The organism is Pseudomonas sp. CYM-20-01 (assembly GCF_023169845.1).
GTDB lineage: Bacteria > Pseudomonadota > Gammaproteobacteria > Pseudomonadales > Pseudomonadaceae > Aquipseudomonas > Aquipseudomonas azotoformans.
Map to the genome: position 1 here is coordinate 2,817,958 of NZ_AP025169.1, position 24,019 is coordinate 2,841,976.

At 62.4% G+C, this 24,019-nt stretch carries 22 protein-coding genes; 16 read left to right on the forward strand and 6 right to left on the reverse strand.

Going from position 1 to position 24,019, the window contains the following annotated elements; all coding sequences use genetic code 11:
• Window positions 1-16 precede the first annotated feature (16 nt).
• From M2497_RS12815 to M2497_RS12825, 3 genes are all read right to left on the reverse strand, one after another.
• Window positions 17-1,606 carry a hypothetical protein gene (locus M2497_RS12815; RefSeq protein WP_248487826.1) on the reverse strand — a complete coding sequence of 530 codons (1,590 nt, stop codon included), beginning with the start codon at window positions 1,604-1,606 and terminating at the stop codon, window positions 17-19.
• Window positions 1,607-1,673: 67 nt separating this feature from the next.
• Window positions 1,674-3,407: a hypothetical protein gene (locus M2497_RS12820; protein ID WP_248487827.1), complete on the reverse strand. Its 1,734-nt coding sequence runs from the start codon at window positions 3,405-3,407 to the stop codon at window positions 1,674-1,676.
• Complete coding sequence (locus tag M2497_RS12825; RefSeq protein ID WP_248487828.1) at window positions 3,404-5,191, reverse strand: tyrosinase family protein; 1,788 nt, start codon at window positions 5,189-5,191, stop codon at window positions 3,404-3,406. The genes M2497_RS12820 and M2497_RS12825 overlap by 4 nt, the downstream gene beginning before the upstream one ends.
• 159 nt (window positions 5,192-5,350) lie before the next feature.
• On the opposite strand from M2497_RS12825, the gene M2497_RS12830 reads away from it, so the two are divergent.
• From M2497_RS12830 to M2497_RS12895, 14 genes are all read left to right on the forward strand, one after another.
• On the forward strand, window positions 5,351-5,827 hold the full coding sequence (locus M2497_RS12830; RefSeq protein WP_071491274.1) for an Lrp/AsnC family transcriptional regulator: 477 nt from the start codon (window positions 5,351-5,353) through the stop codon (window positions 5,825-5,827).
• Between the two features lie 942 nt (window positions 5,828-6,769).
• The gene (locus M2497_RS12835) at window positions 6,770-7,363 is read left to right on the forward strand and encodes a transposase (protein WP_248488196.1); all 594 of its coding nucleotides are present in this window, start codon (window positions 6,770-6,772) and stop codon (window positions 7,361-7,363) included.
• A 59-nt stretch (window positions 7,364-7,422) separates the two neighbouring features.
• Window positions 7,423-9,006 (forward strand): ShlB/FhaC/HecB family hemolysin secretion/activation protein, encoded by a 1,584-nt coding sequence (locus M2497_RS12840; RefSeq protein ID WP_248487829.1) that lies wholly within the window; start codon window positions 7,423-7,425, stop codon window positions 9,004-9,006.
• Between the two features lie 24 nt (window positions 9,007-9,030).
• The gene (locus M2497_RS12845; RefSeq protein ID WP_248487830.1) at window positions 9,031-10,830 is read left to right on the forward strand and encodes a MotA/TolQ/ExbB proton channel family protein; all 1,800 of its coding nucleotides are present in this window, start codon (window positions 9,031-9,033) and stop codon (window positions 10,828-10,830) included.
• An 11-nt stretch (window positions 10,831-10,841) separates the two neighbouring features.
• On the forward strand, window positions 10,842-11,267 hold the full coding sequence (locus tag M2497_RS12850; protein ID WP_010211136.1) for a biopolymer transporter ExbD: 426 nt from the start codon (window positions 10,842-10,844) through the stop codon (window positions 11,265-11,267).
• A gap of 3 nt (window positions 11,268-11,270) precedes the next feature.
• A complete protein-coding gene (locus M2497_RS12855) occupies window positions 11,271-11,975 on the forward strand; it encodes an energy transducer TonB (RefSeq protein WP_248487831.1) in 705 nt (234 codons plus the stop codon).
• Window positions 11,976-12,018: 43 nt separating this feature from the next.
• Window positions 12,019-13,719 carry a putative porin gene (locus tag M2497_RS12860; protein WP_248487832.1) on the forward strand — a complete coding sequence of 567 codons (1,701 nt, stop codon included), beginning with the start codon at window positions 12,019-12,021 and terminating at the stop codon, window positions 13,717-13,719.
• Between the two features lie 18 nt (window positions 13,720-13,737).
• Window positions 13,738-14,364, forward strand: a complete 627-nt coding sequence (locus M2497_RS12865; protein ID WP_071495333.1) for a DNA repair protein — start codon at window positions 13,738-13,740, stop codon at window positions 14,362-14,364.
• 20 nt (window positions 14,365-14,384) lie between these two features.
• Complete coding sequence (locus tag M2497_RS12870) at window positions 14,385-14,837, forward strand: YbjN domain-containing protein (protein ID WP_183133336.1); 453 nt, start codon at window positions 14,385-14,387, stop codon at window positions 14,835-14,837.
• Window positions 14,834-15,775 carry a peptidylprolyl isomerase gene (locus tag M2497_RS12875; RefSeq protein WP_248487833.1) on the forward strand — a complete coding sequence of 314 codons (942 nt, stop codon included), beginning with the start codon at window positions 14,834-14,836 and terminating at the stop codon, window positions 15,773-15,775. Before M2497_RS12870 ends, M2497_RS12875 begins: the two co-directional genes overlap by 4 nt.
• A 51-nt stretch (window positions 15,776-15,826) precedes the next feature.
• Window positions 15,827-16,804: a LysR family transcriptional regulator gene (locus M2497_RS12880; RefSeq protein ID WP_248487834.1), complete on the forward strand. Its 978-nt coding sequence runs from the start codon at window positions 15,827-15,829 to the stop codon at window positions 16,802-16,804.
• A gap of 578 nt (window positions 16,805-17,382) precedes the next feature.
• On the forward strand, window positions 17,383-17,937 hold the full coding sequence (locus tag M2497_RS12885; RefSeq protein WP_248487835.1) for a histidine phosphatase family protein: 555 nt from the start codon (window positions 17,383-17,385) through the stop codon (window positions 17,935-17,937).
• Between the two features lie 45 nt (window positions 17,938-17,982).
• Window positions 17,983-18,738 (forward strand): precorrin-6A synthase (deacetylating), encoded by a 756-nt coding sequence (gene cobF, locus M2497_RS12890; RefSeq protein ID WP_248487836.1) that lies wholly within the window; start codon window positions 17,983-17,985, stop codon window positions 18,736-18,738.
• 11 nt (window positions 18,739-18,749) lie between these two features.
• On the forward strand, window positions 18,750-19,469 hold the full coding sequence (locus tag M2497_RS12895; protein WP_248487837.1) for an alpha/beta fold hydrolase: 720 nt from the start codon (window positions 18,750-18,752) through the stop codon (window positions 19,467-19,469).
• 68 nt (window positions 19,470-19,537) lie between these two features.
• Here M2497_RS12895 and M2497_RS12900 read toward each other — a convergent pair whose 3' ends face one another.
• Complete coding sequence (locus M2497_RS12900; protein WP_248487838.1) at window positions 19,538-20,092, reverse strand: hypothetical protein; 555 nt, start codon at window positions 20,090-20,092, stop codon at window positions 19,538-19,540.
• Window positions 20,093-20,164: 72 nt separating this feature from the next.
• Window positions 20,165-21,973 (reverse strand): monovalent cation:proton antiporter-2 (CPA2) family protein, encoded by a 1,809-nt coding sequence (locus tag M2497_RS12905; protein ID WP_248487839.1) that lies wholly within the window; start codon window positions 21,971-21,973, stop codon window positions 20,165-20,167.
• A gap of 243 nt (window positions 21,974-22,216) precedes the next feature.
• Here M2497_RS12905 and M2497_RS12910 point away from each other — a divergent pair, with 243 nt between their 5' ends.
• Together M2497_RS12910 and M2497_RS12915 are read left to right on the forward strand one after the other, a co-directional pair.
• Complete coding sequence (locus M2497_RS12910) at window positions 22,217-22,582, forward strand: type II toxin-antitoxin system RelE/ParE family toxin (protein WP_248487840.1); 366 nt, start codon at window positions 22,217-22,219, stop codon at window positions 22,580-22,582.
• A complete protein-coding gene (locus M2497_RS12915; protein WP_248487841.1) occupies window positions 22,575-22,880 on the forward strand; it encodes an XRE family transcriptional regulator in 306 nt (101 codons plus the stop codon). The genes M2497_RS12910 and M2497_RS12915 overlap by 8 nt, the downstream gene beginning before the upstream one ends.
• Before the next feature lie 45 nt (window positions 22,881-22,925).
• On the opposite strand, the gene M2497_RS12920 is transcribed toward M2497_RS12915, so the two are convergent.
• Window positions 22,926-23,828, reverse strand: a complete 903-nt coding sequence (locus tag M2497_RS12920) for an EamA family transporter (protein WP_248487842.1) — start codon at window positions 23,826-23,828, stop codon at window positions 22,926-22,928.
• Between the last annotated feature and the right edge of the window lie 191 nt (window positions 23,829-24,019).

The window sequence follows — 24,019 nt, forward strand, 5'->3', positions numbered from 1 at the left end:
CCTTTTTTTGCGCCGGTTACGGGTTGTCCTTGAGGGTCTTGAACGACTCGATGCGTTTGATCAGCCGCGTGTTCTTCGCCGAGTCGGCATTGCTGAACAGGAAGGAGAAGTCCGACGCCAGCCCGGATTTTCCGGCAATCGCCGCGTACTGGTGGCAGTCGTTGCAGTTGTCGGTCTGCACGTAGGTTTCCATGGTGGTGTTGGCGACGACGACACTCTGGTCGCTGACAAACGGCCCATAGGACAGCGGTACCTGCACGTTCGGCCCTGGGCCTGGGTCGTTGGGCGCATTGGGCGTCTTGGACCACAGCACATTCACCAGTTTGTAGTACTGGAATACCGACTGGCCCTGGGTCTGCTGGGCGAAGGTCTGCTGCACTGCCGTGTTCAGCGCCTGCATGTCCTGGGGCGTGGCGTTGGCGCGGGTGGCCTGCACCGGCTGGTCGAGGGGCGTGCAGTTGGGCGGCGTGTGCGTGGCGTCGCACTGCACGCGGGGCACATTCGGCGTGCAGGCATCACCGGTGCATGCCGGGTTGTTGAAGCTGTAGCCCTCGGGCGGCGCGGCACCACCGTCAGGCACGTTGTCGACCTGCTCGAAGGTGGTCCAGATGAAATTCGGCTGGGTCTGGGTCTTGTTGATGATATGCAGGCCCACCAGGCCAATCACTTCCTGGGTGCATTGCAGCGTGTCCGGGCGTTGCAGCCAGGCCACGGTGGTCAGGTAGCGCCCGTACAGGGCGGGCTTGTTGGTGAGCACGCGCCAGGCGGCTTTCAGTTCCAGGGCGCCGAGTTCTTCCTGCGGCAGCGCCTTGGCCGGCAGTTCACGCACCAGCTTGCCGGCCGGCAGTGACAGGCCGGCGGGGTGCCGGTTGTCGCTGTTCTGCGCCACGATCAGCTGGTTGGCCGCATCGTACAAACCGTTGTCGACGATGTAGTCGAACTCGGCCTTGCCCACCTTGCGCTCGAAAAACACCAGGTTGCCGGACTGGTCCGTTAGCCAACCGCCGGAGGCTTCCATGATCGAATCGGGCAGGGTCACCTGGGTGCCGCTGGACAGGTGGAAGCGGTGCTTGCGGTTGATCGCGCTTTCCGAGGTGGCGGTGATGAATTTACGCGCGCCCGTGGCAAACGCCTTGAGATTGCCGGTGGCGGTGCAATTGGACGGCACCAGGGTTTCCACGCCCCAGCCGGACGGCTTGGCCGCGCCGGGCAGGAAGATCTCGCTGGCATCCTTGTAGCTGGCCCACACTGGAGCCTTGCTCATCGGTTGGCCTGGGGTTGGCGGCACGCCGAACTGGGCCGCGCTGCTTTGCGTATCCGGCTCACCGGCCAGGCTCGGGTTGGCGGGCCAGCCGGGGTTGACCGGCCAGTTCATGGCGATGAACAACTGCCAGCCGAAACAATTGAGAAAAGCCTGCTCGGTGCCGAAATTGTTCACCGGCAGGAAGCCGCCGCTGGTGGGGTCGAACACCAACTGGCTGACGCAGCTCTGGGCATCCGAGGCGGCACTGGCCGGTGCGGGGGCCAGCCACGGGAGAAGGGCGCAGGTGATTGTGCAGACAATACGCAAGCGTGCCCGGCGCAGCGGGCGAAGCCATCCGTTCATGGTCGCATTCCTTGCTCAAGACTTAAGGGGCGGCCACCCACGCCAGGCATGGGCGGCCGGGTGGAACTCAGGCGCTGGGCACCAGGGCCAGGCCGCTTTCCCATGGGTGCTCGGTGGCACTCGGGTTGGCCGCTTCGTTGGGGTTGAGCGCACGCACGCTGACCAGCCCCGGCGCCGCGTTGCTGCTGACGGTAATGGTCATGATGTAGCCCTGGGTGCCGCCGCCGTCGGTCTGCCCGGGAATCGCCGAGGCATCCGGCAGGAACTGCGTGACCTGGGCCGTGATGCCCGGGTTGGAGAACTGCACCCGTGCATCCGCCGCCGTGGTGTTCGGGTCGGCGCCTTGCACCACCAGCACGAACTGGCTTGAGCTGCCGGGCGCAAAGCTGGCCGGCAAGTCGCTGGGGGATTGGCCGTAGAACAGGTCAATCGGCAGCAACTGCACCGGCCAGGGCTGCGCATCGGTGGTGTTGGCCGCCACGCAGGCGCACTCCTTGGGCTGGGCGGTGAGCGGTGCCGGGGTCACGCTGAGGGCCACATTCAGTTCGTTGGCGATCACCCACACGTAGTCGATCGGCGTGCCGCTGATGGTGATGTCATTGATCGAGAACCCTGCACTGGCCGGCACCTCGAAGACCGCCTGGAGGATCTGGTCGGAGTTGTTCGGGCCGGTGCCGGCGGTGCCACGGGTGACGCGCCAGTAGCTGCTGACATCCTGGCCTTGCGGGCCTTTCCAGGTGCTGAAGGACTTGGGTTGCTGCAGGTACAGGCCGATGGGGTTGGTCAACGAGATCAGGTTGTTGACCGCCGCCTGGTTGGCTGAGAACCCGATATGCGGGTCGGAGTTGCGGTAGTTCTGCCCGTACTGCGCGCAGCAGATCAGGCTCTGCTGGTTCTGGCTGCTGCTGAGCGGCCGCAGGATGGTGGCGGCCGCCGCCAGGTAGATCTCGGCACTCAGGGTGTTGGGGCCGGAGGTCAGGTGCATCGCGCCACCCGACACGCCCGGTATGCGCACGGTGCCGCTGTTCCATTTGTTCACGGTGTCGTAGGCGGGCTGGCCGGTGGTGGGGTCGAGCACCGGTTCGCCGGCCTTGCCGGTCGGGCCGTCGGCGGTGTAGCGCAGGTACAGGTCTTCGAGTTTCACCTGCGGGTCGACATACGCCTGGTACAGGCCCAGCACGGCACCCGGGTCGATGTTCCACATGGTCAGGAAGTACGCCGGGTTCTCGCTGGTGAACATGATGCTGCGCATGTTGCCGTCGGGGTCGCGGGTGATCGACCACTCGCAGTATTCATCCAGCCAGCCCCGTGGGCCAGAGGGCGAAAAGTCGGCGTAGGGGCCGTTCCAGTTGATGGATTTGCACAGCACGCTGGGGATCTGCAGTTGGGTCGCCTGCGGGTCCGGGTACAGCGAATACAGGGTGTTATTGAGGGTGATCTGGCCGTGGTCGGTCAGTTGCATCACCTGGTCCAGGGTCATGGCCTTGCCGCCCAGTTGCGGGACCACGGCGGCGCCGTTGTTGTAGAAGAACGTCCAGAGGCGATTGGGAAAGGGCTGCCAGCTGATGGTCTTCGGCGTCAGCGTGCCGTAGCCGCTCTCCAGCGGGTTGTAATAGCCCGAGCGCGGTGCATCGTTGAGGTTGGACCAGGGGTTGCCGATGATCGACATCTGGGTCCAGCCGGTGACGTTGTTGTTCCAGTCGGTCTCGAAGGTCGGCAATTGGTCCTCCAGGCCGAGCTTGTTGTAGTCCTTGGGCGCTTGTTCGGCAGGGGAGGTGAATTGGGTGAAGGGTGTGCTCATGTCGGTTCTCCAGCAGGGGTGTTGGTGGAGCAGCAACCGGCGTCCGGAGCGGGGCCGGCAGAGGTTTGGCGTGGGTCGTCCCACACCAGTTCGGCGATAAAGCCAGGCAGCGGCGCGTATGCATCGGCCGTCAACACCTGGCCACTATCGGAGTGGGTCACGACCAGCGATAACTGCGCTGCGTCGGTCGGTTTGAGCTTCAGTACCTGGGCATTGCGCGCAGCATTCAGCGCCCGCGACACGCCCTGGGTGATGCAGCGGCCCTTGTCGTCTACCAACCCCATGCCGATGCGGCTGAAACGCCCGACGTAATGCGGGTTGTCGGCGCTGGCGTGCTGCGCCGTGGCGTCCGGCTGGTTGAGGAAGACGTCGATCAGGTAGGTGTCATGGGTGCAGCGCACATGGTCGAACACCACCCAGGGACCTGTGCCTGCGGCCTGCGGTTGATGGCAGCACGCAGCCTTGGCCGCGCCGAACTGTGGGGCGACGGGCGTGCCGTAGTCGTAGCCGATGTGCCGGCTGTCCTGGGCCATGTCGCCGAGGGTGGTGTAGCGCCAGGCATCGGCGCTGGTGAAGGTCACGTCATCGGCCTGATGCCCGGCGAACGGTTGCAACAGGCATTGGGTGGTGTACTGCGCCGCCGGGTTGGCACGGATCCAGACCTCCAGCATGCGATCGATATTGGCGTGATAGGAACAGAACACCGGGTCGAACGCGGTGTAGGCGTTGTCGGCCATGTCGCCGCCGATCCAGCCGTGATAGTTGTCGTGGGGCTGCTCGTAGAGCCCGTCGAAATTCAATGCGCGGTTGGGGTACAGATTGTTCGGTTGCGGTGGGTCGAAACTGGTGATGTTGGCCCACGGATAGCCTGGTACACCCTGGGGCTGGCTGAAGGTGGTGAACGCCAGCGCGTCGACCACCTGCTGCTGGAAGATCCGGCTCATGCCATACAACTGGGTGCGCTCGAATCGGAAGGCCTCGCCCTGGGTGTAGAACAGCGGGTTGCGCTGCACATACCGGCAGTCGACGCCCTCGACCGGCGCGGTGGCGCAGACCTTGGAGCAACCATCCTTGGCCGCCGCATACCGCAACGGGTTATGCCGCACCTCACCGGTGTGCGGGTGCACGTAGGTTTCATCGAGGAACGCCTGAGGCAAGCCGGCCTGGGGGCTGCCGTCGATACTGGCGTCTGCGGCCATCCAGTCCCAGTAGGGAATCGCGCAGTCGATCAACGCTTCCAGGTACAGCAGGTAAGCGCGGTGCCACAGGGCGAACGCTTCCTGGTAGTGCAGGCACCAGTTGGTATGGATGTAGGCATAGCGCTGCCAGGGTGAGCCGCTGTCGGCGTCGCCAATGTGCATCACGTCATCCAGCTTGGCGCGGTACAGGTTCAGTGCTTCGGGGCTCAGGGCGCGGATGTCCTGGCGCACACGCTTGACCGGGTGTGGCAGCGCCGGTGGCGGGATGCGCTCGGCCGGGTCGAACGGCGAAATGCTGTCCAGCCGCCAGCCCTGGTTGACCCACAGGCGGAAGGTTTCCAGGGCATCGAGCGGCCAGAACTGCTGCTGATCGGTGGTCAGCGGCATGTTGCGCGAGGCCAGGTGCTGGTAGATGGTTTGCGACCAGGTCTTGACCGAAGCCGGGTCTTCCAGGAACACATCGTAGGCGTTCATGCAGCCGACCCATGTGGCGGCGACGGCGGCGCGCTGGGGGGCGGGTATCCAGTAGGGGGCGCTGAACAGCGCCTTGATATCACCGGTCCATGTCGGTTTCGCGACTATCATAAGATCCCTCTCATGCCGCCTTCAGGCCAGGTGTTGGCCGGGCTGCTAAGCTGGATCGATGTTAACTAGCCACTGCGCAGGATTTGTGCAAATTGGCCCGTCTTTGCGACGTATTCATTGCATTTTTTCAAGGACGATTTGGAACCGATGACAGACGCCATGGATTTGAAGATCCTGGGCAAGTTGCAGAAGGATTGCGACCAGAGCCTGGAGTTGTTGAGCGACAGCGTGGGGCTGTCTTCCACCAGTTGTTATCGGCGGATTCGCCGCATGGAGAGCGTAGGGATCATCAAGGCCAAGGTGGCGGTGCTGGATGAACGCAAATTGGGGATCCAGGTGACGGCGTTTTTCCTGATCAAGCTGGACAGGGACAGCCAGGATATTGACCGCAAGATGCAGCACATCCTGTCGACTCATCCGGAGATTCAGGATTGTTACTTGATGACCGGGGAGTTTGATTTTGTGATGGTGGCGAAGTTTCGGGATGCTGCGGAGTACACCGAGTATATCTATCGGTTTCTGGAGACTTATCGGGATATTCCGATTCGGACTTATTCTTCTACGTTGGTGGTTAGGACGGTTAAGAAGTCTTATGAGTTGCCGTTGCAGGGGGTTGGGTTTTGTTCTCGGAGTTGAGTACATATCCGTTTCTTCGGTAACGGCTACTTATGGTTCCGCTCTTACAGCGGCTCACTTTTGGAAAGGCCGGAATGCCGGCCCAGCCAAAAGTAAGCAAAAGGCCTTCGCCCCAACACTCGGTGCCTCGCTTAGGCTCGGCATGCCCTCACTCCGGCTTGAATCCGTGGGCCGCCGCAATGGGCCATCCATGGCCCAGTGCGGCTAACCCGGCGTCCTGCCGGGTTACCCACGGATTCAAGCCTGCGTTCGGCCAGCGTGTTTGACGGGGCGCCCCAGATCAAAAGCAAGAGCGCGGCGGCCTTAGAGCCGACCGGATTGTATGGCCGGTACTCGGTCAAAGTGTGGGAGGGGGCTTGCCCCCGATGGCAGTGGGTCAGTCACTGATGAGTTGGCTGACACACCGCCATCGGGGGCAAGCCCCCTCCCACAGTTTGATCTTCATGTATCAGTTGAAGGGTGGTTTGCTCTGGCTCTGGCTCTGGCTCTGGCTTTAGATCTGCTTTTGATTTTGATCTTAGGCGCCCCGTCAAACACGCTGGCCGGAATTCGGCAGGGATTTGGGGGGTAAACCGGCAGGGATGCCGGTTTAGCCGCCCCGCGCCATGGATGGCGCGTGGCGGCGGCCCCCAAAATCACTGTCGGATTACGGGCACACCGAGCCTGGGCGAGGTGCCGAGTGTTGGGGCAAGAGCGTTTTGCTTACTTTTGCGCTTTTCAAAAGTGAGCCGCCGTAAGGGCGGAACCATAAGCCGCCGTTACCTAAATAACGGATATGCCCCCGAAAAAAATGCCCCCCACCCAATCAAAAATGAAGCTTTCATGACAAAAGTTCGGTAGCCCATGGCCACTCCCGTCTCCTCTGTGTAACGCGCTTGAGCCCACCAGAAAGGTGAGCTTTTCAGCCGCAAGCAGGATGCCAGGAGTGGGGCGATGGGAACTATGGAACGTTACTCGAAAGTGGGCATGCAGGAGCTCGACCAGCGCCTGTCGAAGATCGTCGAAGCGGCGCGCAAGAAGCCGGTGTCGGTCTATCGTTATGGCGCGCCCTGGGTATGGATCGTCTCCCAGGAAGACTGGCAGGGCGCCCGCAAGGAAGTCTCAAGCTACATCCCGGCTGGCCATTCCCTGGTATTGCTGCGCCCGCAGATCGACGAAGTGCTCGACCAGCACCGTGACTGGCTCACCGCCGAACCCGCGATGTCGATCCCTGCGCAGACCGTGCTGCAGATCCTGCTGCTGCAACTGCTGTATTCGGTGCCCAGCGAGCAGCAACTGCATGAACAGCTGAACTACAACCTGCTGTTCCGCTGGTTCGTCGGCCTGGACCTCAACCAGAAGGTCTGGAGCGTTCATGTCCTGACGCGCGACATCGCCACGCTGCTGAACAACCCGCGTGCGGTGCAACTCATCCAGAAAATCATCGGTGACGTGTTTTGTGGCGCCTTGCTGCACATGCCGGAGTTCTCCTTGAACTTCGCCCTGTTGCACACCTGGCTGGCACGCCACGGCAACACTGCGATCACCAGCAATTGAGCAGGCCGCACGCCGGGGATTCGGCGACGGTGCGAACAATCAGACAGTCAGGGGGCGGTGTGGAGCATCTGTTCAAATTAACGCTGGCGCTGTGTTGCGTGACGCTGGGGAGCCTGGCGCAACCGGTGTTGGCCGAGGAAGAGGCGGCGGCGCGCAAGGTCGACGTCAACGAGTACTTCGTGCGCGGCAATACCGTGCTCGATGCGGCGACGATCGAGGAGGCGGTGTACCCATTCCTGGGGCCGCAAAAGACCCTGGGCGATATCGAAGGCGCTCGCGATGCGTTGCAGAAGATCTACCAGGCGCGTGGCTACCAGTCAGTGTTTGTCGAGCTGCCGGAGCAGAAGGTCGATGACGGTATCGTCTACCTGCAAGTGAGCGAAACCAAGGTCGGCCGCGTACGTGTGGTCGGGGCCAAGCACTATTCACCGGTGGAAATCCGCGAGCAGGTGCCGGCCCTGGAGGAGGGCGCAGTGCCGGACTTTGCCACGGTGCAAACCCAGTTGGCCGGCCTCAACCGCAGCGCCGGGCGCCAGGTCACGCCGCTGGTGCGCGAAGGCCAGCGCCCGGGCACGATGGATGTGGATCTGCAAGTGGAAGACCAGAATCCCTGGCACGCCAGCCTCGGCCTGAACAACGACTACAGCGCCGACACCGAGAAGCTGCGTTCGGTCGCCACGCTGGGTTACGACAACCTCTGGCAACTGGGCCACAGCATTTCCCTGACCTATTTCACCGCGCCCCAGGACACCGACAACGCCAAGGTCTGGTCCGGTTCCTACAGCGCGCCATTGAACGAGCGCTGGACCTTGCAGTTCTCCGGTTACCAGTCCGACAGCAACATCGCCACCATCGGCGGCAGCAACGTGTTGGGCAAGGGCCATTCCTACGGCGTGTCGGCCATCTACAACCTGCCGGCGGCGGGAAATTGGGCCAATTCGTTCTCGTTCGGCGTCGACTTCAAGGACTTCGACGAGCAGATGAAATTCGGCTCCAGCAGCGACCAGGTGCCCCTCAAGTACGCACCGTTCACCCTGGGTTACAACGGCTTTCGCTATACCGAACAATCGCAGCTGGGCCTGGGCCTGAACCTGGTGGTGGGCACCCGCGCGTTCTTTGGCTACGGCAGCGATGCCGAAGAGTTCGACTACAAGCGCTACAAGGCCAGCGCCAGTTTCGCCGTGCTCAAGGGCGACCTGAATTACACCTACACCTTTGCCAACGATTGGCAGTCGGCAACCAAAGGCGGCTTCCAGCTCGCGTCGGGGCCGCTGGTCTCCAACGAGCAGTATTCCGCCGGCGGCGCCACCTCGGTGCGCGGTTACCTGGCGGCGGAGCGTACCGGGGATGAGGGCTACTTGCTTTCCCAGGAGCTGCGCACGCCGTCCCTGGCCAAGTTCCTCGGCAGTTATGTGCAGGAGTGGCGCTTCTATGCGTTCGCCGAAGGCGCGCGCATGCGCCTGCACGACCCGCTGCCCGAGCAAGAAGACGAATACAGCCTGGCCAGTGTCGGCCTGGGCACCCGCGCCAGTTTGAGCAAATGGTTGTCCGGCAGCCTGGATTGGGGCTACCCGCTGCTCGATGGACCGAACACCCAGAAACAGGACTCGCGACTGCACTTCAGTGTGCAGGCGACTTTCTGACTTTTTCTTCCGGAGACTTCACCCATGCAACGCCTATTCCTGAGCCTGTTGATCTGCCTGGGCTTCGCGCTCCCGGCCACCGCCCATGCCTGGTGGCAGGACGACTGGCACTACCGCAAACAGATTTCGGTAGACACCACCGCCCAAGGCGCCGCGATCAGCCAGGCCCTGGGCCGCACTGCACTGCTGGTGCGCCTGCACACCGGCAACTTCACTTTTGACGGGGTCAAGGACGACGGTTCTGACCTGCGTTTTGTGAGTGCCGACGACAAGACCGTGTTCAACCACCAGATCGAAAGCTTCGACCCACTGATGGGCATGGCGCTGATCTGGGTCGATGTGCCCAAGGTCGAAGGCGGCCAGCGCCAGGACCTGTGGATGTACTACGGCAACCAGAAGGCACCGGCCACGGCCAATGGGCAGCTGACCTTCGACCCGAACTACACCGCGCTGTACCACTTTGACGGGGCCAATGGCACACCGGCCCGGGACACCACGGCCTATGCCAACACCGCGTTGAACGCCACCGGCGCGAGCATCGACGGCGTGATCGGTCGCGCCTTGCAGTTGAACGGCCAAGCGTTGATGTTGCCGGCCAGCCCCTCGTTACAGCACGCGGCGGGCGGCGCGTTCACGTTCAGCGCCTGGTTGCGCCTGGACCAGGCCAGCGGCGAGCAAGCGGTGCTAGCCCGTCGCGACGGCGGCCATAGTCTGTTGCTGGGCCTGAACCAGGGCGTGCCGTTCGTGGAAGTCGACGGCCAGCGCGCCGTGTCCACCCAACCGCTGAACCCCGGTCAATGGCAACACCTGGCGTTCACCGCCGAGGGCGACAAGCTCACGCTGTATGTGAATGGCCGCGAAACCGCGACCCTGGCGCAGGCCTTGCCGGCGTTCAATTCTCAGATCGCCATCGGCGCCGACCTGCCGGAAGCCGGCAGCACCCACTTGCCATTCGCCGGGGCCATCGATGAGCTGCGCCTGTCCAAGGTGGCACGCCCGGCAGCACTGTTGCTGGCCGATGCCAGCGCCCAGGGCGCCGAGTCGAAACTGGTGGCCTACGGCGTGGATGAAGAACAGTCCGGCTTTGGTTTCGGCAGCCTGGGCTTTTTGCTCAACGCCGTACCGGTAGATGCCTGGGTGATCATCCTGGTGCTGGTGGCGATGATGTTCCAGTCGTGGGTCATCATGCTGCGCAAGAACCGCCAGGTCAGCCGCGTGAGCAGTGCCAACGAGATCTTCCGCGAGCACTTCGCGCAGATCGGCACCCGCCTGGAGATGTACGCCGACGACGCCCAGTTGGGTGAGCGCCTGGCCCATTCGTCGCTGTGGCGTCTGTATCTGGTGGCGGTCAAGGAAATCCGTACCCGCCGTGCCCAGGGCGCCGACACGTCGTCGGTGTCGGCCGCCACCATCGAAGCCATCCGCTGCTCCATGGATGGCGTGCGCACCCGCGAGAACCAGGCGCTCAGTTCCAAGCTCTCGACCCTGTCCAATGCCATCGCCGGCGGCCCGTACATCGGCCTGCTCGGTACGGTGCTGGGGATCATGGTGGTGTTCCTCGGCACGGCGATGGCCGGTGACGTCAACATCAACGCCATCGCCCCTGGCATGGCGGCGGCGCTGCTGGCCACGGCCATGGGCCTGTTCGTGGCGATCCCGGCGCTGTTTGGCTACAACCGCCTGATCACGCGCAACAAGGAAGTCAGTGCGGACATGCGCGTGTTCGTCGACGAGTTCATCACCCGCCTGGCGGAGATGCACGGCGAGAGCCAGCACAGTGAAACCGCGCACCGCCGCGAACATCACGCATCGGTTCCGGCCTGAGGAGAATCGCCATGGCTTCCGTAAATGCCTCCCACGACGATGACGATGACGCGGCCGTCGACAGCATCAACATCACGCCCCTGGTGGACGTGCTCATGGTGGTGTTGGTGATGTTTATCCTCACCGCGACCGCCCAGGTGTCGGGCATTCAGATTCACCTGCCCAAGGCCAGCGCCTCGGTGTCGTTGTCGGAGGCCAAGACCAAGGCCATTTCCGTGAATGACGGCGGCCAGGTGTTCCTCGACGCCTACCCGGTGACCCTCGGCGAGCTGGAAGAGCGCCTGCGCATCGAGAAAGCGCTGAACCCGGACTTCCCGGTGATCGTGCGCGGCGATGCGATGGTGCAGTACCAGAAGGTGATCGAAGTGCTCGACCTGCTGCGCCGGCTGGAGCTGTCCCAGGTCGGGTTGGTCACCGGCAAACCGAGCCAGGGCTGAGTCATGACTGCACAGATGCCGATCAGGCCACCGCCTGTGAAAAACACGCCGCCGTGGCGCCCGTTGAAGTGGGGCGCCGGCCTGTTGCTGGGCGCCGTCGCCGCCTGGTTCCTGTGGCAGTGGGCCAATGACATGAGCGGCGTGCGCCGTGAAGCGCCCAAGGTGCCGACGATTATTCCGTTGCCGCCACCACCTCCACCGCCGCCGGAGAAACCCAAGGAACCTGAGCCCCAGGTCGAAGAAAAAGTCCCGGAGCCGGTGCCGAGCCCGGAGCCCGAAGAGGTCAAGCCCGCCGAGGAAGCACCGCCTTCGCCTAACGAGGATTTGGCCAACCCGATGCAGATCGATGGCGACGCCCAGTCTGGCAATGACGGTTTCAACATCGGTGCCGGCAAGGGCGGCGGTATGGCCGGCAGCGGTGGCGGCGGGTTGGGCACCGGTACTTATAAGCAGTACCTGGCCGGCACCTACCAGCGCTTGATGCGCGAAGACCCGGAGCTGCGCAAGAAGGCCTTCTCGATACAGATAGACCTGTGGTTGGGCGCCGATGGCCAGGTCACCAAGGCACTGGTGGCCAAGTCCAGCGGCGATGCCGAGACCGATGCGCAGATGCTCGCCTTGATCCAGACGCCGCGTGCCACGCAGAAACCACCGGCGTCGCTGACGCTGCCCATGCGCCTGTCCCTCAAGGGCCGGCGCCCGGATTGATTGAATCCTTTTTCCAACGGTTTTTTACAGGAGTTGCGTACACATGATTTCCCCCGTGAATCGACTGACCCTGGCGGTCGGCATGGTCATCGCGACCCTGGTCGGCCAGGCGGCTGCGGCCCCGGTCGCGCCCTCGGAAAACGTCACCATCAACCTGATCCGCCTGCTGGTGCAGCAGGGCGTGCTGACCCAGGACACCGCCAACGGGCTGATCGCCCAGGCCGAAAAAGAAGCCCAGCAGGCGCGCCAGGCCAATGCCGCGCCGGTGGTGGCCGCAGGCCCGACCGCAGCCCCCGGCGATGTGCGGGTGCAATACGTGCCGCAGGCAGTGAAGGATCAGATTCGTGACCAGGTCAAGGCCGAGGTCATGGCCACCGCCAAGCAGGAAAACTGGGCCCAGCCCAATACCTTTCCGGACTGGATCTCGCGCATCAGCTTTGACGGCGACATTCGTCTGCGCGATGAATCGCGTTACTTCTCGGGCAACAACAGCAACAACATCACGGACTTCGCGAAGGTCAATGACACCGGCCCCTATGACGTCAACAAGAACTCCAACACCAAGTTCCCACCCTTGCTCAACACCCGCCAGGACCGTGAAAACCTGTTCCGCCTGCGCGCCCGGCTGGGCATGAAAGCGGTGCTCTCGCCGGACTGGACCGCCGGTATCCGCATCGCCACCGGCTCTGACAATAACCCGGTGTCCACCACCCAGACCCTGGGCGGCGGCTTCGGCAAAAAAGATATCTGGCTGGACCAGGGCTACCTCACCTGGACCACCACCGACTACATGAAGTTGACCGCCGGGCGTATCGGCAACCCGTTCTATTCCACTGACATGATGTATTCCAACGACCTCAACTTCGACGGTGTGGCCGCCATCTTCAACCACTCCCTCAACAGCGAATGGGGCGTGTTCGGCACGCTCGGCGCCTTCCCGATCGAATACACCTCCGACACCGCCAGCGCTAACGGCATCGACAAGGAAGACAGCGAGACCAAGTGGCTGTTTGGCGGGCAGATTGGCGCGGACTGGAAGATCAATCGCAGCAACCGCCTCAAGCTGGCCGCGGCCTATTACCAGTTCCAGGACATCGAAGGCGAGCGCTCCAGCCCTTGCGCGCCTTGGGCGGGTGCGGCGGGTTGCGACACGGACGGCACGCGGGTGGCGTTCATGCAAAAAGGCAACTCGGTGTTCAACCTGCGCAACAACACCACCAACCCGGCCGACCCGGCGAAAACGCCGGACCCTCAATTCGTCGGCCTGGCGTCCAAGTTCAATGTGCTGGACCTCAACCTGGTCTGGGACAGCGAGTTGCCGAGCGACTTCAAGTTGCGCTCCCAGGCCAACTTCATCCACAACCTGGCCTACGACAAGGGCGAGATGCTCAAGCGCAGCGAAGGCGAGATCGTCAACAACATCAACAGCAAGGGCCAGTTTGAAAGTGGCGGCAATGCGCTGATGGTCTCGTTCACCCTCGGCAGCGCGCTGGAGATGCGCAAGCGCGGCGACTGGAACGTGCTGGCCGGCTACAAGTACATCCAGCCCGACGCCTTGCCCGACGGCTTCAACGATTCCTCGTTCCACCTGGGCGGCACCAACGCCAAGGGCTACTTCATCGGCGCCAACTACGGCATCGAAAAGAACATCTACGCCAGTGCGCGTTGGTTGAGCGCGTCCGAAGTCTACGGCCAGCCGTTCGAAGTCGATGTGATGCAACTGGAACTCAACACGCGCTTTTGATGCGCAGGGAGATGCCACATGAACACGCGAATCTGCGGGTTGTTACTGCTGCTGGTCGCCACTGGCGCGTCGGCTGAAGGCATGGAGGAGCGCCTGCGCACGCAACTGCGCAGCACCACCCAGCAATTGCAGGCCCTGCAAAGCGAGCAGGCCCAGGCCAGCGCCGCGCGCCTGGCTGCGGAAAACCAGGCCAAGCAGGCCCAGGCGCAAATCAAGCAACTGACGGCCGAGCTGGACAAGGCCCGTGGCGTGGCCGAGCAAATGGCCGGCCAGCAACAGAGCCTGCACAGCCAGGCGCAGGCCCAGGTGGCGGCCAGCAACGAGCAGATCGGCAAGTTCAAGAAGGCCTATGACGAACTGCTGGTGCTGGCCAAGGGCAAAGAGGCCGAGCGGGCGCGCTTGCAGGCCCAACTGAGCGAACGTGACACACAAGTGCAGCAATGTTCAGTCAAGAATCAACAGATGTACGGCGTAGCCCAGCAGTTGCTCGCGGCCTACGAAAAAATTGACGTGGCCGAGGTGATGAGCATCCGCCAGCCGTTCGCCAGCAGCGCCCGGGTCAAGTTCGAGGAGCTGGCCCAAGGCTTTGGCGACGATTTGTACAAGAGCCGTTTCGATGCGCCCCAGGCAACTGCCAATCATTGATAGACAGGGAAGAGATCTCCATGAGCGAATTGATCACCAGCGTCACCACCCAGAGCCTCACCGAGTTGCTGCAGGAAGCCGGTTACCGGGTCAACCAGACTGAGCAAAACGGCATCGTGCAATTGCTCAGCGCCAGCCAGGGCATCGGCTTTGCGGTGCGTTTCGGCAACCCGGCGGCAGAGCAGGGCGCCTATGTGGATTTCACTTACAGCTGCGCGCTGCGGATCCAGGGCGAATTGCCCGAAGGTCTGGCCCAGGTATGGAACGCCTCACGCCGTTTTGCACGGTTGTCGGTGCAGGGTGAATTCCTGCTGATGGAAATGGACGTGGTGGTGGCCGGTGTCGGCGCTACGCACCTGCGCAGCCAGTTGGAGTTGTGGGACCGTCTGTTGCAGGAATTTATCGTCTACCTGCGTGAGTACAGCCAACAGGCCGCGCAGTTGCAGGCGGAAGCCGAGGCGCCGGTACTGTGAAAAAGCCAACCCTGATGGTCGGAGCGGGCGCGCTGGCCTTGCTGGTGGTGGCGGTGGGCTTGAGCCTGCGACCGGGCAGCGACCCGGTGGCGGCACAGCAACCGGCGCCGGTGACCCACCCTGTACCGGTCGGACCGGCGGTGGCCCGCTTGGGTAACCAGCAGATCGACCTGACGGAACTGAAAACCGTGCTGGCCAGCCTGCCTGCCGAGTCCCGCGAACAATTGCGCGGCAACCGTGGCGCGCTGGAAACCTGGATTCGTTCGCGCCTGGCGCAAAAGGCCGTGCTCGAACAGGCCGACGCCCAGGGCTGGCGCCAGCGCCCGGACGTGGAGCAGCAAACCCGCGCCGCCGCCGAGCAGATTGTATTTCGCGATTACATGTTGTCGGTCAGCCAGGTGCCGGCCGATTACCCCAGCGCCGCCGAATTGCAGCAGGCCTACGACAGCGGCAAGTCGCAGTGGGTGACACCGCCGTTGTACCGAGTGAGCCAGATTTTCCTCGCGGTGAATGACCCGCAAGCCGTCGACAGTGTACGCCGCCAGGCCCAGGAGCTGAGCCGTCGCGCCCAGGCCGCACCGAATGATTTCGCCGCCCTGGCTACGCAGTTTTCCCAGGACACCGACTCCGCCGCACGCGGCGGTGACTCGGGCATGCAGCCGTTGCAGCAACTGGTGCCGGAAGTGCGCAGTGCGGTGTCGCGCCTCAAGGTCGGTGCCGTGTCGGACGTGGTGCAGAGTGCAGCGGGGTTCCATGTGCTCAAACTCACCGGCCAGCAACCGGCGCGCACCGCGACCCTCGACGAACTGCGTGAACGCCTCACCCAGGCCCTGCGTGCCCAGCGCCAGGAACAGATCGCCAAGGCTTACCTCGAAGGCATGCTCAATACCGCCACCCTGAGTATCGACGGCGCCGAGCTGAACAAAGTGCTGGAGTAACACGCGTCAACCCGCATTGGATGCACAGACCAACAAGACAGGGAGTCTCCCATGGCATTTCTAGAACCGTCTGCCCCCCAGGGGCCCTCCGTTTATCGCGTGTCAACCGAGGGCCGCAGCAGTTGGCTGACCCTGGCCCATGAGATCGACCCGGAAGTGGCGCGCTACTTCCTGGTGAGTGCGCGCTGCGGTTGTTTCATGCAGGCGGCGCGCAGTTTGAATATCAAGGCGACGCTGTTGCGCAAGCGTCTGGCGCAGTTGGAGGAACACCTGCGGCATTCGCTGTTCAGCTACCAGGGCAACGGTTTGGTGCTCAGTCGCGATGGCCAGCAGTTGCAAGCGCAGCTGATTGCACTGGCCCATGAACGACGCTTGCCGGTGACGGAGCAGCCGTTGATTCGGCTCGCGGTGGCTGAGCCGATCCTGCATGACATCCTTGGGCGTGACTTGATCGCCTTGCTGCGCCGCAATGCCAGCGTGCGCCTGGAGATCATCTCCATCGACAGCCAGTTGTCGTTGCAGGTGGTGGATGTGGACGTGGTGCTGTGGCTGTCGGACGCCGACGGGCCGGTGCCCGGTCCGAGCTTTGCCACTGAACCGCCTAGGGCCCTGGCGCGTTTGCAGTATCTGCCGCATATCGCCAAGCGTTATTCGCGGTTGACCACACGGCCGGACAGTGTGGAGGACCTCGACGATTACATGCTGGTGCAATGGCAGCCGGATGCGCAGGTGGGGGCTTTGCAGGCGTGGAACCAGGTGGTGCAGCAGCGCCTGGCGGCAGTGGTGCAGGTGCATGCGTATTCGCTGATGCTGGAGATGATCCGTTGTGGCGCGTGCATTGGGTTGCTGCCGCATTACATGAGCAGTTTCGACCGGGGGCTGGTGGCGTTGCCGGGGTTGCTGGATGAGCGTATGCAGCGCCAGGTGTGGTTGGCGGTGAATGCGCAGGTGCGGAATGAGGAGGCGGTGCGGATGATTGTGGAACTGATCGTCGGAACGTTTGAGGGGCGGCGGGAGTGGTTTGATTGATAGATTTATCCTCGGCCAGCAAATCCCCCTGTGGCGAGCGGGCTTGCCCCGCGTTGGGCTGCGTAGCAGCCCCAGTGAAGGCACCGAGGTATTCCTGAAAGAACTCAGCGTCGGGTTTTGGGGCTGCTGCGCAGCCCAGCGCGGGGCAAGCCCGCTCGCCACAAAGAACAGTTGTCACCGATGCACCGAGGCGTCCTTATCGCAGGCAAGCTCCCACAGGAAAAGCAGACTGACCGTCGTTTTAGGGGGGGCGTGAGTGGTTTGATTGACAGATTTCTCTTAGGCCATCAAATCCCCCTGTGGCGAGCGGGCTTGCCCCGCGTTGGGCTGCGCAGCAGCCCCAGTGAAGGCACCGAGGTATTTCTGAAAGAACTCAGCGTCGAGTTTTGGGGCTGCTGCGCAGCCCAGCGCGGGGCAAGCCCGCTCGCCACAAAGAACAGTTGTCACCGATGCACCGCGGCGTGCGTATCGCAGGCAAGCTCTCACAAGAAAAGCAGACTGACGGTCGCCGGCGTTGCGCAACTGGGATAACTGCGCCAGTCTTGGTGGCCTCATTCCCTGGGTCCAAGCACGCTGCGATGCAAGCCACACGTCTGACACTCATTTGCCATGCCCTCACGCCCCTGCAGAAACAGGGGCGTTTCTGCGATGACGAGCCGGTGGCGATGGATTGGCAGGGGGCGGCCGGCTCTCTCGCTGGGCGTTACAGGAAAAAACCGCGTTTATTGTGCGCTCCTGAGCTGCGTACTCGGCAGACGGCTGGCTTGTTCGGCAATGACGCTGTGATCGAAGACGCCCTGCGCGACGCCGACTTCGGCCAGTGGAAAGGCCAGCCCATCAGCCAACTCAATAGTGATGAGTTGAATACCTGGCTCACCGACAGCACCTTCGCGCCCCCGGGTGGGGAGTCAGTCGATGACGTGTGTGCACGCGTAGCGCAGTGGCTGAAAACCCTCGAATCCCAACCCGGCCATATTGTCGCCATCACCCACCCCTTTGTGATCCGCGCCGCGCTGTTGCAGGTGATGCAGTTTCCGCTGTCGATGTTCTACCGCATCGACGTCGAACCGTTGGCCGCCACCGAACTGCGCTTCAACACCGTCTGGCGCCTGCGCCTGGAAACTCACGCCTGAGCGCCTGAACATGGCAGAATCCAAGCCCCGCATTGAGAGCAACCCATGAAACGCATCCTGATCATCGGCATTGGCGCCGGCAACCCTGACTACATCACGATGCAGGCCGTGAAGGCGCTCAACCGTACCGACGTGTTTTTCCTGATGGACAAGGGCCAGAGCAAAGACAAGTTGATCGACCTGCGCCGCGAGATCTGCGAGACCTACATCACTGAGCCGGGCTATCGCTTCGTGGAGGCCGAGTGCCCCGAGCGTGTGCGCGGCGATATCGACTACACCACCGCCGTGCGGGACCTGAACCGCGACAAGCAGCAGACCTTCGAGCGCATGATCAACGAAGAAATGACTGACGGTGAAGTAGGTGCTTTCCTGGCGTGGGGCGACCCAGCGTTGTACGACAGCACCATCCGCATTTTGCAGGCGATTCTGGCCAGTGGCCGCTGCACCTTCGAGTTCGAGGTGATCCCCGGTATCACCAGCGTGCAGGCCCTGGCCGCACAACACAAAGTGGCGCTGAACCGCATCGGCAAGTCGGTCGAGATCACCACCGGGCGCCGTCTGGCGGCGGGGCAGGCGAGTGATGCCGACACCCTGGTGGTGATGCTCGACGCGGAAGACTCCTACCGCACCGTGGCCGATCAAGGCCTGGACATCTACTGGGGCGCCTACCTGGGCACGCAGGATGAGATCCTTATCAGTGGCAAGGTCAGTGAAGTGGCAGAAGAAATCGAACGGGTGCGCAAGGCGGCGCGCCTGGAGAATGGCTGGATCATGGACACTTATCTGCTGCGCAAACCCTGAGGTCACGTCCCATGCTCAAACTGTTTGCCCTGGCACTGACCCTGGTGGTCGGCGTCGCTCATGCCGACGATACGCTGCACACTGACTTGCCGTTGTCGTACCTGGAACAGACCCAGGGCGATGCGCGCAACCAGCCGCTGGTGATTTTCCTGCACGGTTTCGGCAGTGACGAAGAGGATTTGTTCGGCATCAAGGACGCGCTGCCGTCGACCTGGACGTACCTGTCGGCCCGCGCGCCGATGCCGGTGGACCCGCATGGCTATCGCTGGTTTGCCAGGAAACCCGGTGATGGCGATTACGATGGCGAGACTGCCGACCTGCAACGCAGCGCCCGGTTGATCGAAGAGTTTGTCGGTAAAGCCACCGCCAAGTACCACACCCAGCCGGATCGGGTGTTCCTGGTGGGCTTCAGTCAGGGCGCGATCATGTCTTACGAGGTGGGGTTGCGTCGGCCGGAACTGCTGCGTGGGATTGCAGCGTTGAGTGGCAGCGTGCTGCCGGTGCTCAAGGCTGAGCTGAAGCCGGATGTGTCACTGGGCAAACTGGCGATTTTCATTGGCCACGGCACCTTGGACCAGGCGCTGCCTTATGCGTCGGCCACTCGGGCGAATGAGGTGTTGACGGGACTGGGGTTGAAGCCAGAGTTCCACGGGTATCCGGGCATGCCGCATACCATCAGTGAAGCGCAAGTGCAGGACCTGAAAGCCTGGCTGGAAAAGAGCCTGAATTAAACGCGCTCAAACATTGTGGGAGGGGGCTTCTCCCTCCCACACTTGGACCAGGGTTGCCTGGAAGACTGTTATTTTCCGCCGGTAATCTGCTTCACCAGCGCCGCATGCCCCTTTGCGTCATCCGCCCGCGAGATTGCCTGGATCACCAGCAGGTGGTTGCCCGAACCGCCCAGGAACGTGGAGTTCAGCGTCTTGCCGCCGCCCTGGGTGGCGGTGCTGTCCACCTGGCGCAGGCCCAGGCCCTTGAAGGTCAGCTTCTTTTCGCTCTGTTTCTTGAAGTCCGGCAGGGCGGCGCTCTGGTCCTTGACGAAGCCGGCTACGGCGCCATCCAGGAATTTGGTGTCGTTATCCCCAATGGTCAGCCCATCGTTGCGCACGGTTTCGGCGACGATGACCACGCTTTTCGTGGTCTGGTTGGCGTACATCGTGCCTTGGGTGTCGGCAGTGCCATCCTCGGCCTTGCCGGCCGGCAGGGTGTCGGCGGAGTAGGCCTTGGGCAAGTTGAAGATGAACTTGCCGCCCAAGGTGGAGATGGTTTGGGTGGTCGGCTTGGACGCGGCGAACACGCTGCCGGCGGTCAGCGCGAGGGCCAGCAGGACGGCGGTCTTGGTGAAAGTGGCCATGAAGCGCTCCAGGGATGAACGAGATTGCGGCGTATTCTGTCAGAAAAATCGCAATCTCGTTCACTGGCAGCCTCACACCTTGTCGGACTCTTCCTCCAGTCGATCCATCTCAAACAGCCGCGCCAGTTCTGCCCGTGCTTCCTGGGCGGTTTGCATCACCTTGGCCGCGTCGTCGTACACCGCGTGTTGCGCGGCCAGCACTTGCAGGTCGTGGTTCTTGAAGCGGGTGATGCGCGCGTCGGCCTGGGCCTGGCTCAAGCCGAGGCCCACCAGGGTACGGCGGCTCATTTCCAGGCTGGAATAGAAGGTCTCGCGCACCGGCGAGGCGTCCAGGTCGACCAAGCGGTGCACGTGCTGGCGGTTACGCGCGCGGGCGATGATCTGCATGTGCGGGTAGAGGTTGCGCACCAGTTCGGCGGTCTTGATGTTGATTTCCGGGTCGTCCATGGCGATCACGAAGAATTCCGCCTGGTCGACCTTGGCCGCGTGCAGGATCTCGGGGCGTTGCGGGTCGCCGTAGAACACCGGCATGCCGCCGAAGCTGCGGGTCAGCTCGATGGTTTCCACCGAGGTGTCCAGGGCGATGAACGAGATGTTCTGCGCACGCAGGATTCGCGCCACGATCTGGCCCATACGGCCCATGCCGGCGATCACCACGCGTGGCGCATCGCTTTCGATGGTGCGGTATTCCTCGGGCACTTCCACCGGCTTGACCTTGGGCTTGAACAGCTTCGGGCACACCAGCAGCAATAGCGGCGTCACCGCCATGGACAGGGTGATGGTCAGCACCAGTATGTCGTAGAGGTGCGGTTCGAACAGGCCCTGGTCGCGGCCGATCTTGAACACCACGAAGGCAAACTCACCGCCGGCCGCCAGCACCACGCCCAGGCGCAGGGCGCTTTCGCGATTGAGGTCACCCACCATGCGGCCCACGGCATACAGCAGCGGCAATTTCAGGCCTATCAACAGCAGCGTCAGGCCAATCACCACCAGCGGCGAGCTGAGCAACAGGCTGAGGTTGGCGCCCATGCCCACGCTGATGAAGAACAACCCCAGCAGCAGGCCCTTGAACGGCTCGATCTGGGATTCCAGTTCGTGGCGGTACTCCGAGTCTGCCAGCAGCAGGCCTGCGAGGAAGGCGCCGAGAGCCATGGACACGCCCACCAATTCCATCAACCACGCCGTGCCAATCACTACCAGCAGCGCAGTGGCGGTGGACACTTCACGCAGCCCGGTCTTGGCCACGATGCGAAACACCGGCCGCAACAGATAGCGTCCGCCGATGATCACCACGGCGATGCTGCCGAGGATCTGCAACACATGCTGCAGGCCCTGGGCTTCGGTGGTCGGGTGATCGCTGCCGGCCAGCAGCGGCACCATGGCGATCAGCGGGATCGCGGCGATGTCCTGGAACAGCAGGATGGCAAAGGCCAGGCGCCCGTGGGGCTGGTTCAGCTCCTTGCGCTCGGCCAGGCTTTGCAGGCCGAAGGCGGTGGACGACAGCGCCAGACCCAGGCCCAGCACGATGGCGCTGTTCCACGACTGGCCAAACAGCCACAACGCCACCACGCCCATCACCAGGCCGGTCAGCAGCACCTGCGCCAGGCCGACGCCGAACACCGCCTTGCGCATCACCCATAGACGCTTGGGTGACAGTTCCAGGCCGATGATGAACAGCAGCAACACCACCCCCAGCTCGGAGAACTGCGCGACGCTTTGCGGGTTGCCGATCAGGCCCAGCACCGACGGGCCGATGATTACACCGGCAAACAGATAGCCCAGCACCGCGCCCAGTTGCAGGCGTTTGGCCAGCGGTACGGTCAGCACGGCGGCGAGCAGGAACACCACGGCTGCTTGTAACAGGTTGCCTTCATGGGGCATTGCGAACTCCAGGATCTTTAAAACCAATCAACAGGCGGGTATTAGAGCGCTTTTTACATTTCGATAATTGTGTTTTTGCGGCGTAGGAGGGGGATAGCGCAGTGTTTTTCAAGGGCGCGAGCTTTCTGCCGGTGCAGTGGAAGGATGTACAAACAATTTCCCAAGCGCCGCAGGTGGAAGGCCGGGCACTTCGTCTCCTAATTTTTATGCTCTTGAGTTTATATTCCATGGGTGGCATATTTCATGAGCTGGGACGTTGAATACACGGATGAATTCGGAGACTGTTGGGAGGATTTGGGAGCAAAGGAACAAGTTTCCGTATCCGCTAGCGTTGATCTGCTGGTGCTTTTAGGTCCGGGCCTGGGCTTTCCCCACAGCAGCGCTATCAAGGGCTCCCGGCATGGCAACCTGCGGGAACTGCGCATACAGCACGCCGGTCGGCCGTTTCGTGTGTTGTATGCCTTTGATCCACGCCGATGTGCGTTGTTGCTGATCGGTGGAGACAAGACAGGACAACATCGGTGGTATGAGGAACACGTCCCGATGGCAGAAAAGCTATATGACGTGCATTTGGAAACAATGCGTAAAGAGGGCCGTAACCATGGCTAAGAAATTCGCTGAGCTTCAAGCGGGCATGACGTCACAAGCCCGCGCCGAAGCCAAGCAGTTGTTCCAGCAACACCTGCAGGAAATGCCGCTGCATGAGCTGCGCAAAGCCCAGCAGTTGAGCCAGCAGAGCCTGGCGAAGGCGTTGAATATCAACCAGGCGGCCGTCTCCAAGATGGAGCGCCGCACAGACATGTACATCAGCACGTTGCGTGACTACATCCGTGCGATGGGGGGCGAACTGGAAATCATCGCAACCTTCCCCGATGGCCAGGTCAAGATCGATAATTTCACTTATTGAAAGCATTGCAAACGCCCGGCGCGTGCCGGGCTTTGTTTTATCCGGCTATTTATCGCTTTGCATGACCGCACCTTGCCCGACCGGTGCGAGGTTCACCGGCCGGCGATACAAGCCCACCGCCAGCCCGGCGATGATGATCCCGATCGAGATCAGGTTCGGCGTGGAAATACGCTCATCCAGGATCAGCATCGAACTGGTAATGCCGAATACCGGAATCAGCAACGACAGCGGCGCCACGGTGGACACCGGGTACAACTTGAGCAGCGAGTTCCAGCCCCAGTAGGCGAAGTGCGTGGCCAGGTACACCTGGAACAGTATCGACAGGATCGCCGTCAGGTCGAGACTGCTTTGCAAACCTTCGAACGCGGCGCTGCCGTGCAGCAGCCAGGCGGTGAGGAACAGCGGGATCGGCGGGATCAGGCTGGCCCAGACCATGAACGAGAAGATTTCCTTGACCCCGGATTTCTTGATGATCACGTTGCCTACGCTCCAGGCCACTGCACTGAGGACGATCAGCATGACGCCCAGCACCGCGTGGTTGCCTTCCTGGGTGGAGATGATGCCCGCCAGGCCGATCAAGGCCAGTACGGCGCCGATCATCTGTGCGCCACGGATCTTCTCCTTGAACAGCACAAAGCCCCAGCCCATGGTGAAGAACACGCTGAGTTGAATGATCAGCGAAGCGATACCCGGGCTCACACCCACCTGGATGCCGTAGTTGATCACGCCCCACATGCCTAGCCCGAAGATAAAGCCATAGGCGGCCACGTAGCTGAACTTGACGGCGGGGCGCTTGATGAAGAACACCAGCGGCAAGGCGGCCAGGGCGAAACGGATTCCCGTGAGCACAAATGGGTCGATGGCACGCAGGCCCAGCTTGGTGATGGGGAAGTTGACCCCCCAGACCAGGGTGACGAGCACGGCGAGTGACAAATGTTTTTTCAGCATGGACCCTCCTTGGGTCAGGCGGCACAGCGCAGTTGCAATGTGCCGCCGGGAAGTCAGTTCAAGGCGAACCGTTTTTGCGTCAGGCGCAGCCCGGCATTTCCGGATACCCCTTCGAACGAACCAAACTTGGGCAGAGGCGATTTTAGGTGGCAGATGATTGGCCCGCTTGCTATGTCAGGTCATACTTTGAC

What these genes read in the sequence shown, in the direction of transcription:
- M2497_RS12865 (WP_071495333.1), top strand. Translation starts at nt 13,738, where the DNA reads ATGAACACGCGAATCTGCGGGTTGTTACTGCTGCTGGTCGCCACTGGC.
- M2497_RS12835 (WP_248488196.1), top strand. Translation starts at nt 6,770, where the DNA reads ATGGAACGTTACTCGAAAGTGGGCATGCAGGAGCTCGACCAGCGCCTG.
- M2497_RS12820 (WP_248487827.1), bottom strand. Translation starts at nt 3,407, where the DNA reads ATGAGCACACCCTTCACCCAATTCACCTCCCCTGCCGAACAAGCGCCC.
- M2497_RS12830 (WP_071491274.1), top strand. Translation starts at nt 5,351, where the DNA reads ATGGATTTGAAGATCCTGGGCAAGTTGCAGAAGGATTGCGACCAGAGC.
- M2497_RS12825 (WP_248487828.1), bottom strand. Translation starts at nt 5,191, where the DNA reads ATGATAGTCGCGAAACCGACATGGACCGGTGATATCAAGGCGCTGTTC.
- M2497_RS12900 (WP_248487838.1), bottom strand. Translation starts at nt 20,092, where the DNA reads ATGGCCACTTTCACCAAGACCGCCGTCCTGCTGGCCCTCGCGCTGACC.
- M2497_RS12880 (WP_248487834.1), top strand. Translation starts at nt 15,827, where the DNA reads ATGGCATTTCTAGAACCGTCTGCCCCCCAGGGGCCCTCCGTTTATCGC.
- M2497_RS12870 (WP_183133336.1), top strand. Translation starts at nt 14,385, where the DNA reads ATGAGCGAATTGATCACCAGCGTCACCACCCAGAGCCTCACCGAGTTG.
- cobF (WP_248487836.1), top strand. Translation starts at nt 17,983, where the DNA reads ATGAAACGCATCCTGATCATCGGCATTGGCGCCGGCAACCCTGACTAC.
- M2497_RS12850 (WP_010211136.1), top strand. Translation starts at nt 10,842, where the DNA reads ATGGCTTCCGTAAATGCCTCCCACGACGATGACGATGACGCGGCCGTC.
- M2497_RS12815 (WP_248487826.1), bottom strand. Translation starts at nt 1,606, where the DNA reads ATGAACGGATGGCTTCGCCCGCTGCGCCGGGCACGCTTGCGTATTGTC.
- M2497_RS12915 (WP_248487841.1), top strand. Translation starts at nt 22,575, where the DNA reads ATGGCTAAGAAATTCGCTGAGCTTCAAGCGGGCATGACGTCACAAGCC.
- M2497_RS12905 (WP_248487839.1), bottom strand. Translation starts at nt 21,973, where the DNA reads ATGCCCCATGAAGGCAACCTGTTACAAGCAGCCGTGGTGTTCCTGCTC.
- M2497_RS12895 (WP_248487837.1), top strand. Translation starts at nt 18,750, where the DNA reads ATGCTCAAACTGTTTGCCCTGGCACTGACCCTGGTGGTCGGCGTCGCT.
- M2497_RS12885 (WP_248487835.1), top strand. Translation starts at nt 17,383, where the DNA reads ATGCAAGCCACACGTCTGACACTCATTTGCCATGCCCTCACGCCCCTG.
- M2497_RS12910 (WP_248487840.1), top strand. Translation starts at nt 22,217, where the DNA reads ATGAGCTGGGACGTTGAATACACGGATGAATTCGGAGACTGTTGGGAG.
- M2497_RS12845 (WP_248487830.1), top strand. Translation starts at nt 9,031, where the DNA reads ATGCAACGCCTATTCCTGAGCCTGTTGATCTGCCTGGGCTTCGCGCTC.
- M2497_RS12920 (WP_248487842.1), bottom strand. Translation starts at nt 23,828, where the DNA reads ATGCTGAAAAAACATTTGTCACTCGCCGTGCTCGTCACCCTGGTCTGG.
- M2497_RS12860 (WP_248487832.1), top strand. Translation starts at nt 12,019, where the DNA reads ATGATTTCCCCCGTGAATCGACTGACCCTGGCGGTCGGCATGGTCATC.
- M2497_RS12855 (WP_248487831.1), top strand. Translation starts at nt 11,271, where the DNA reads ATGACTGCACAGATGCCGATCAGGCCACCGCCTGTGAAAAACACGCCG.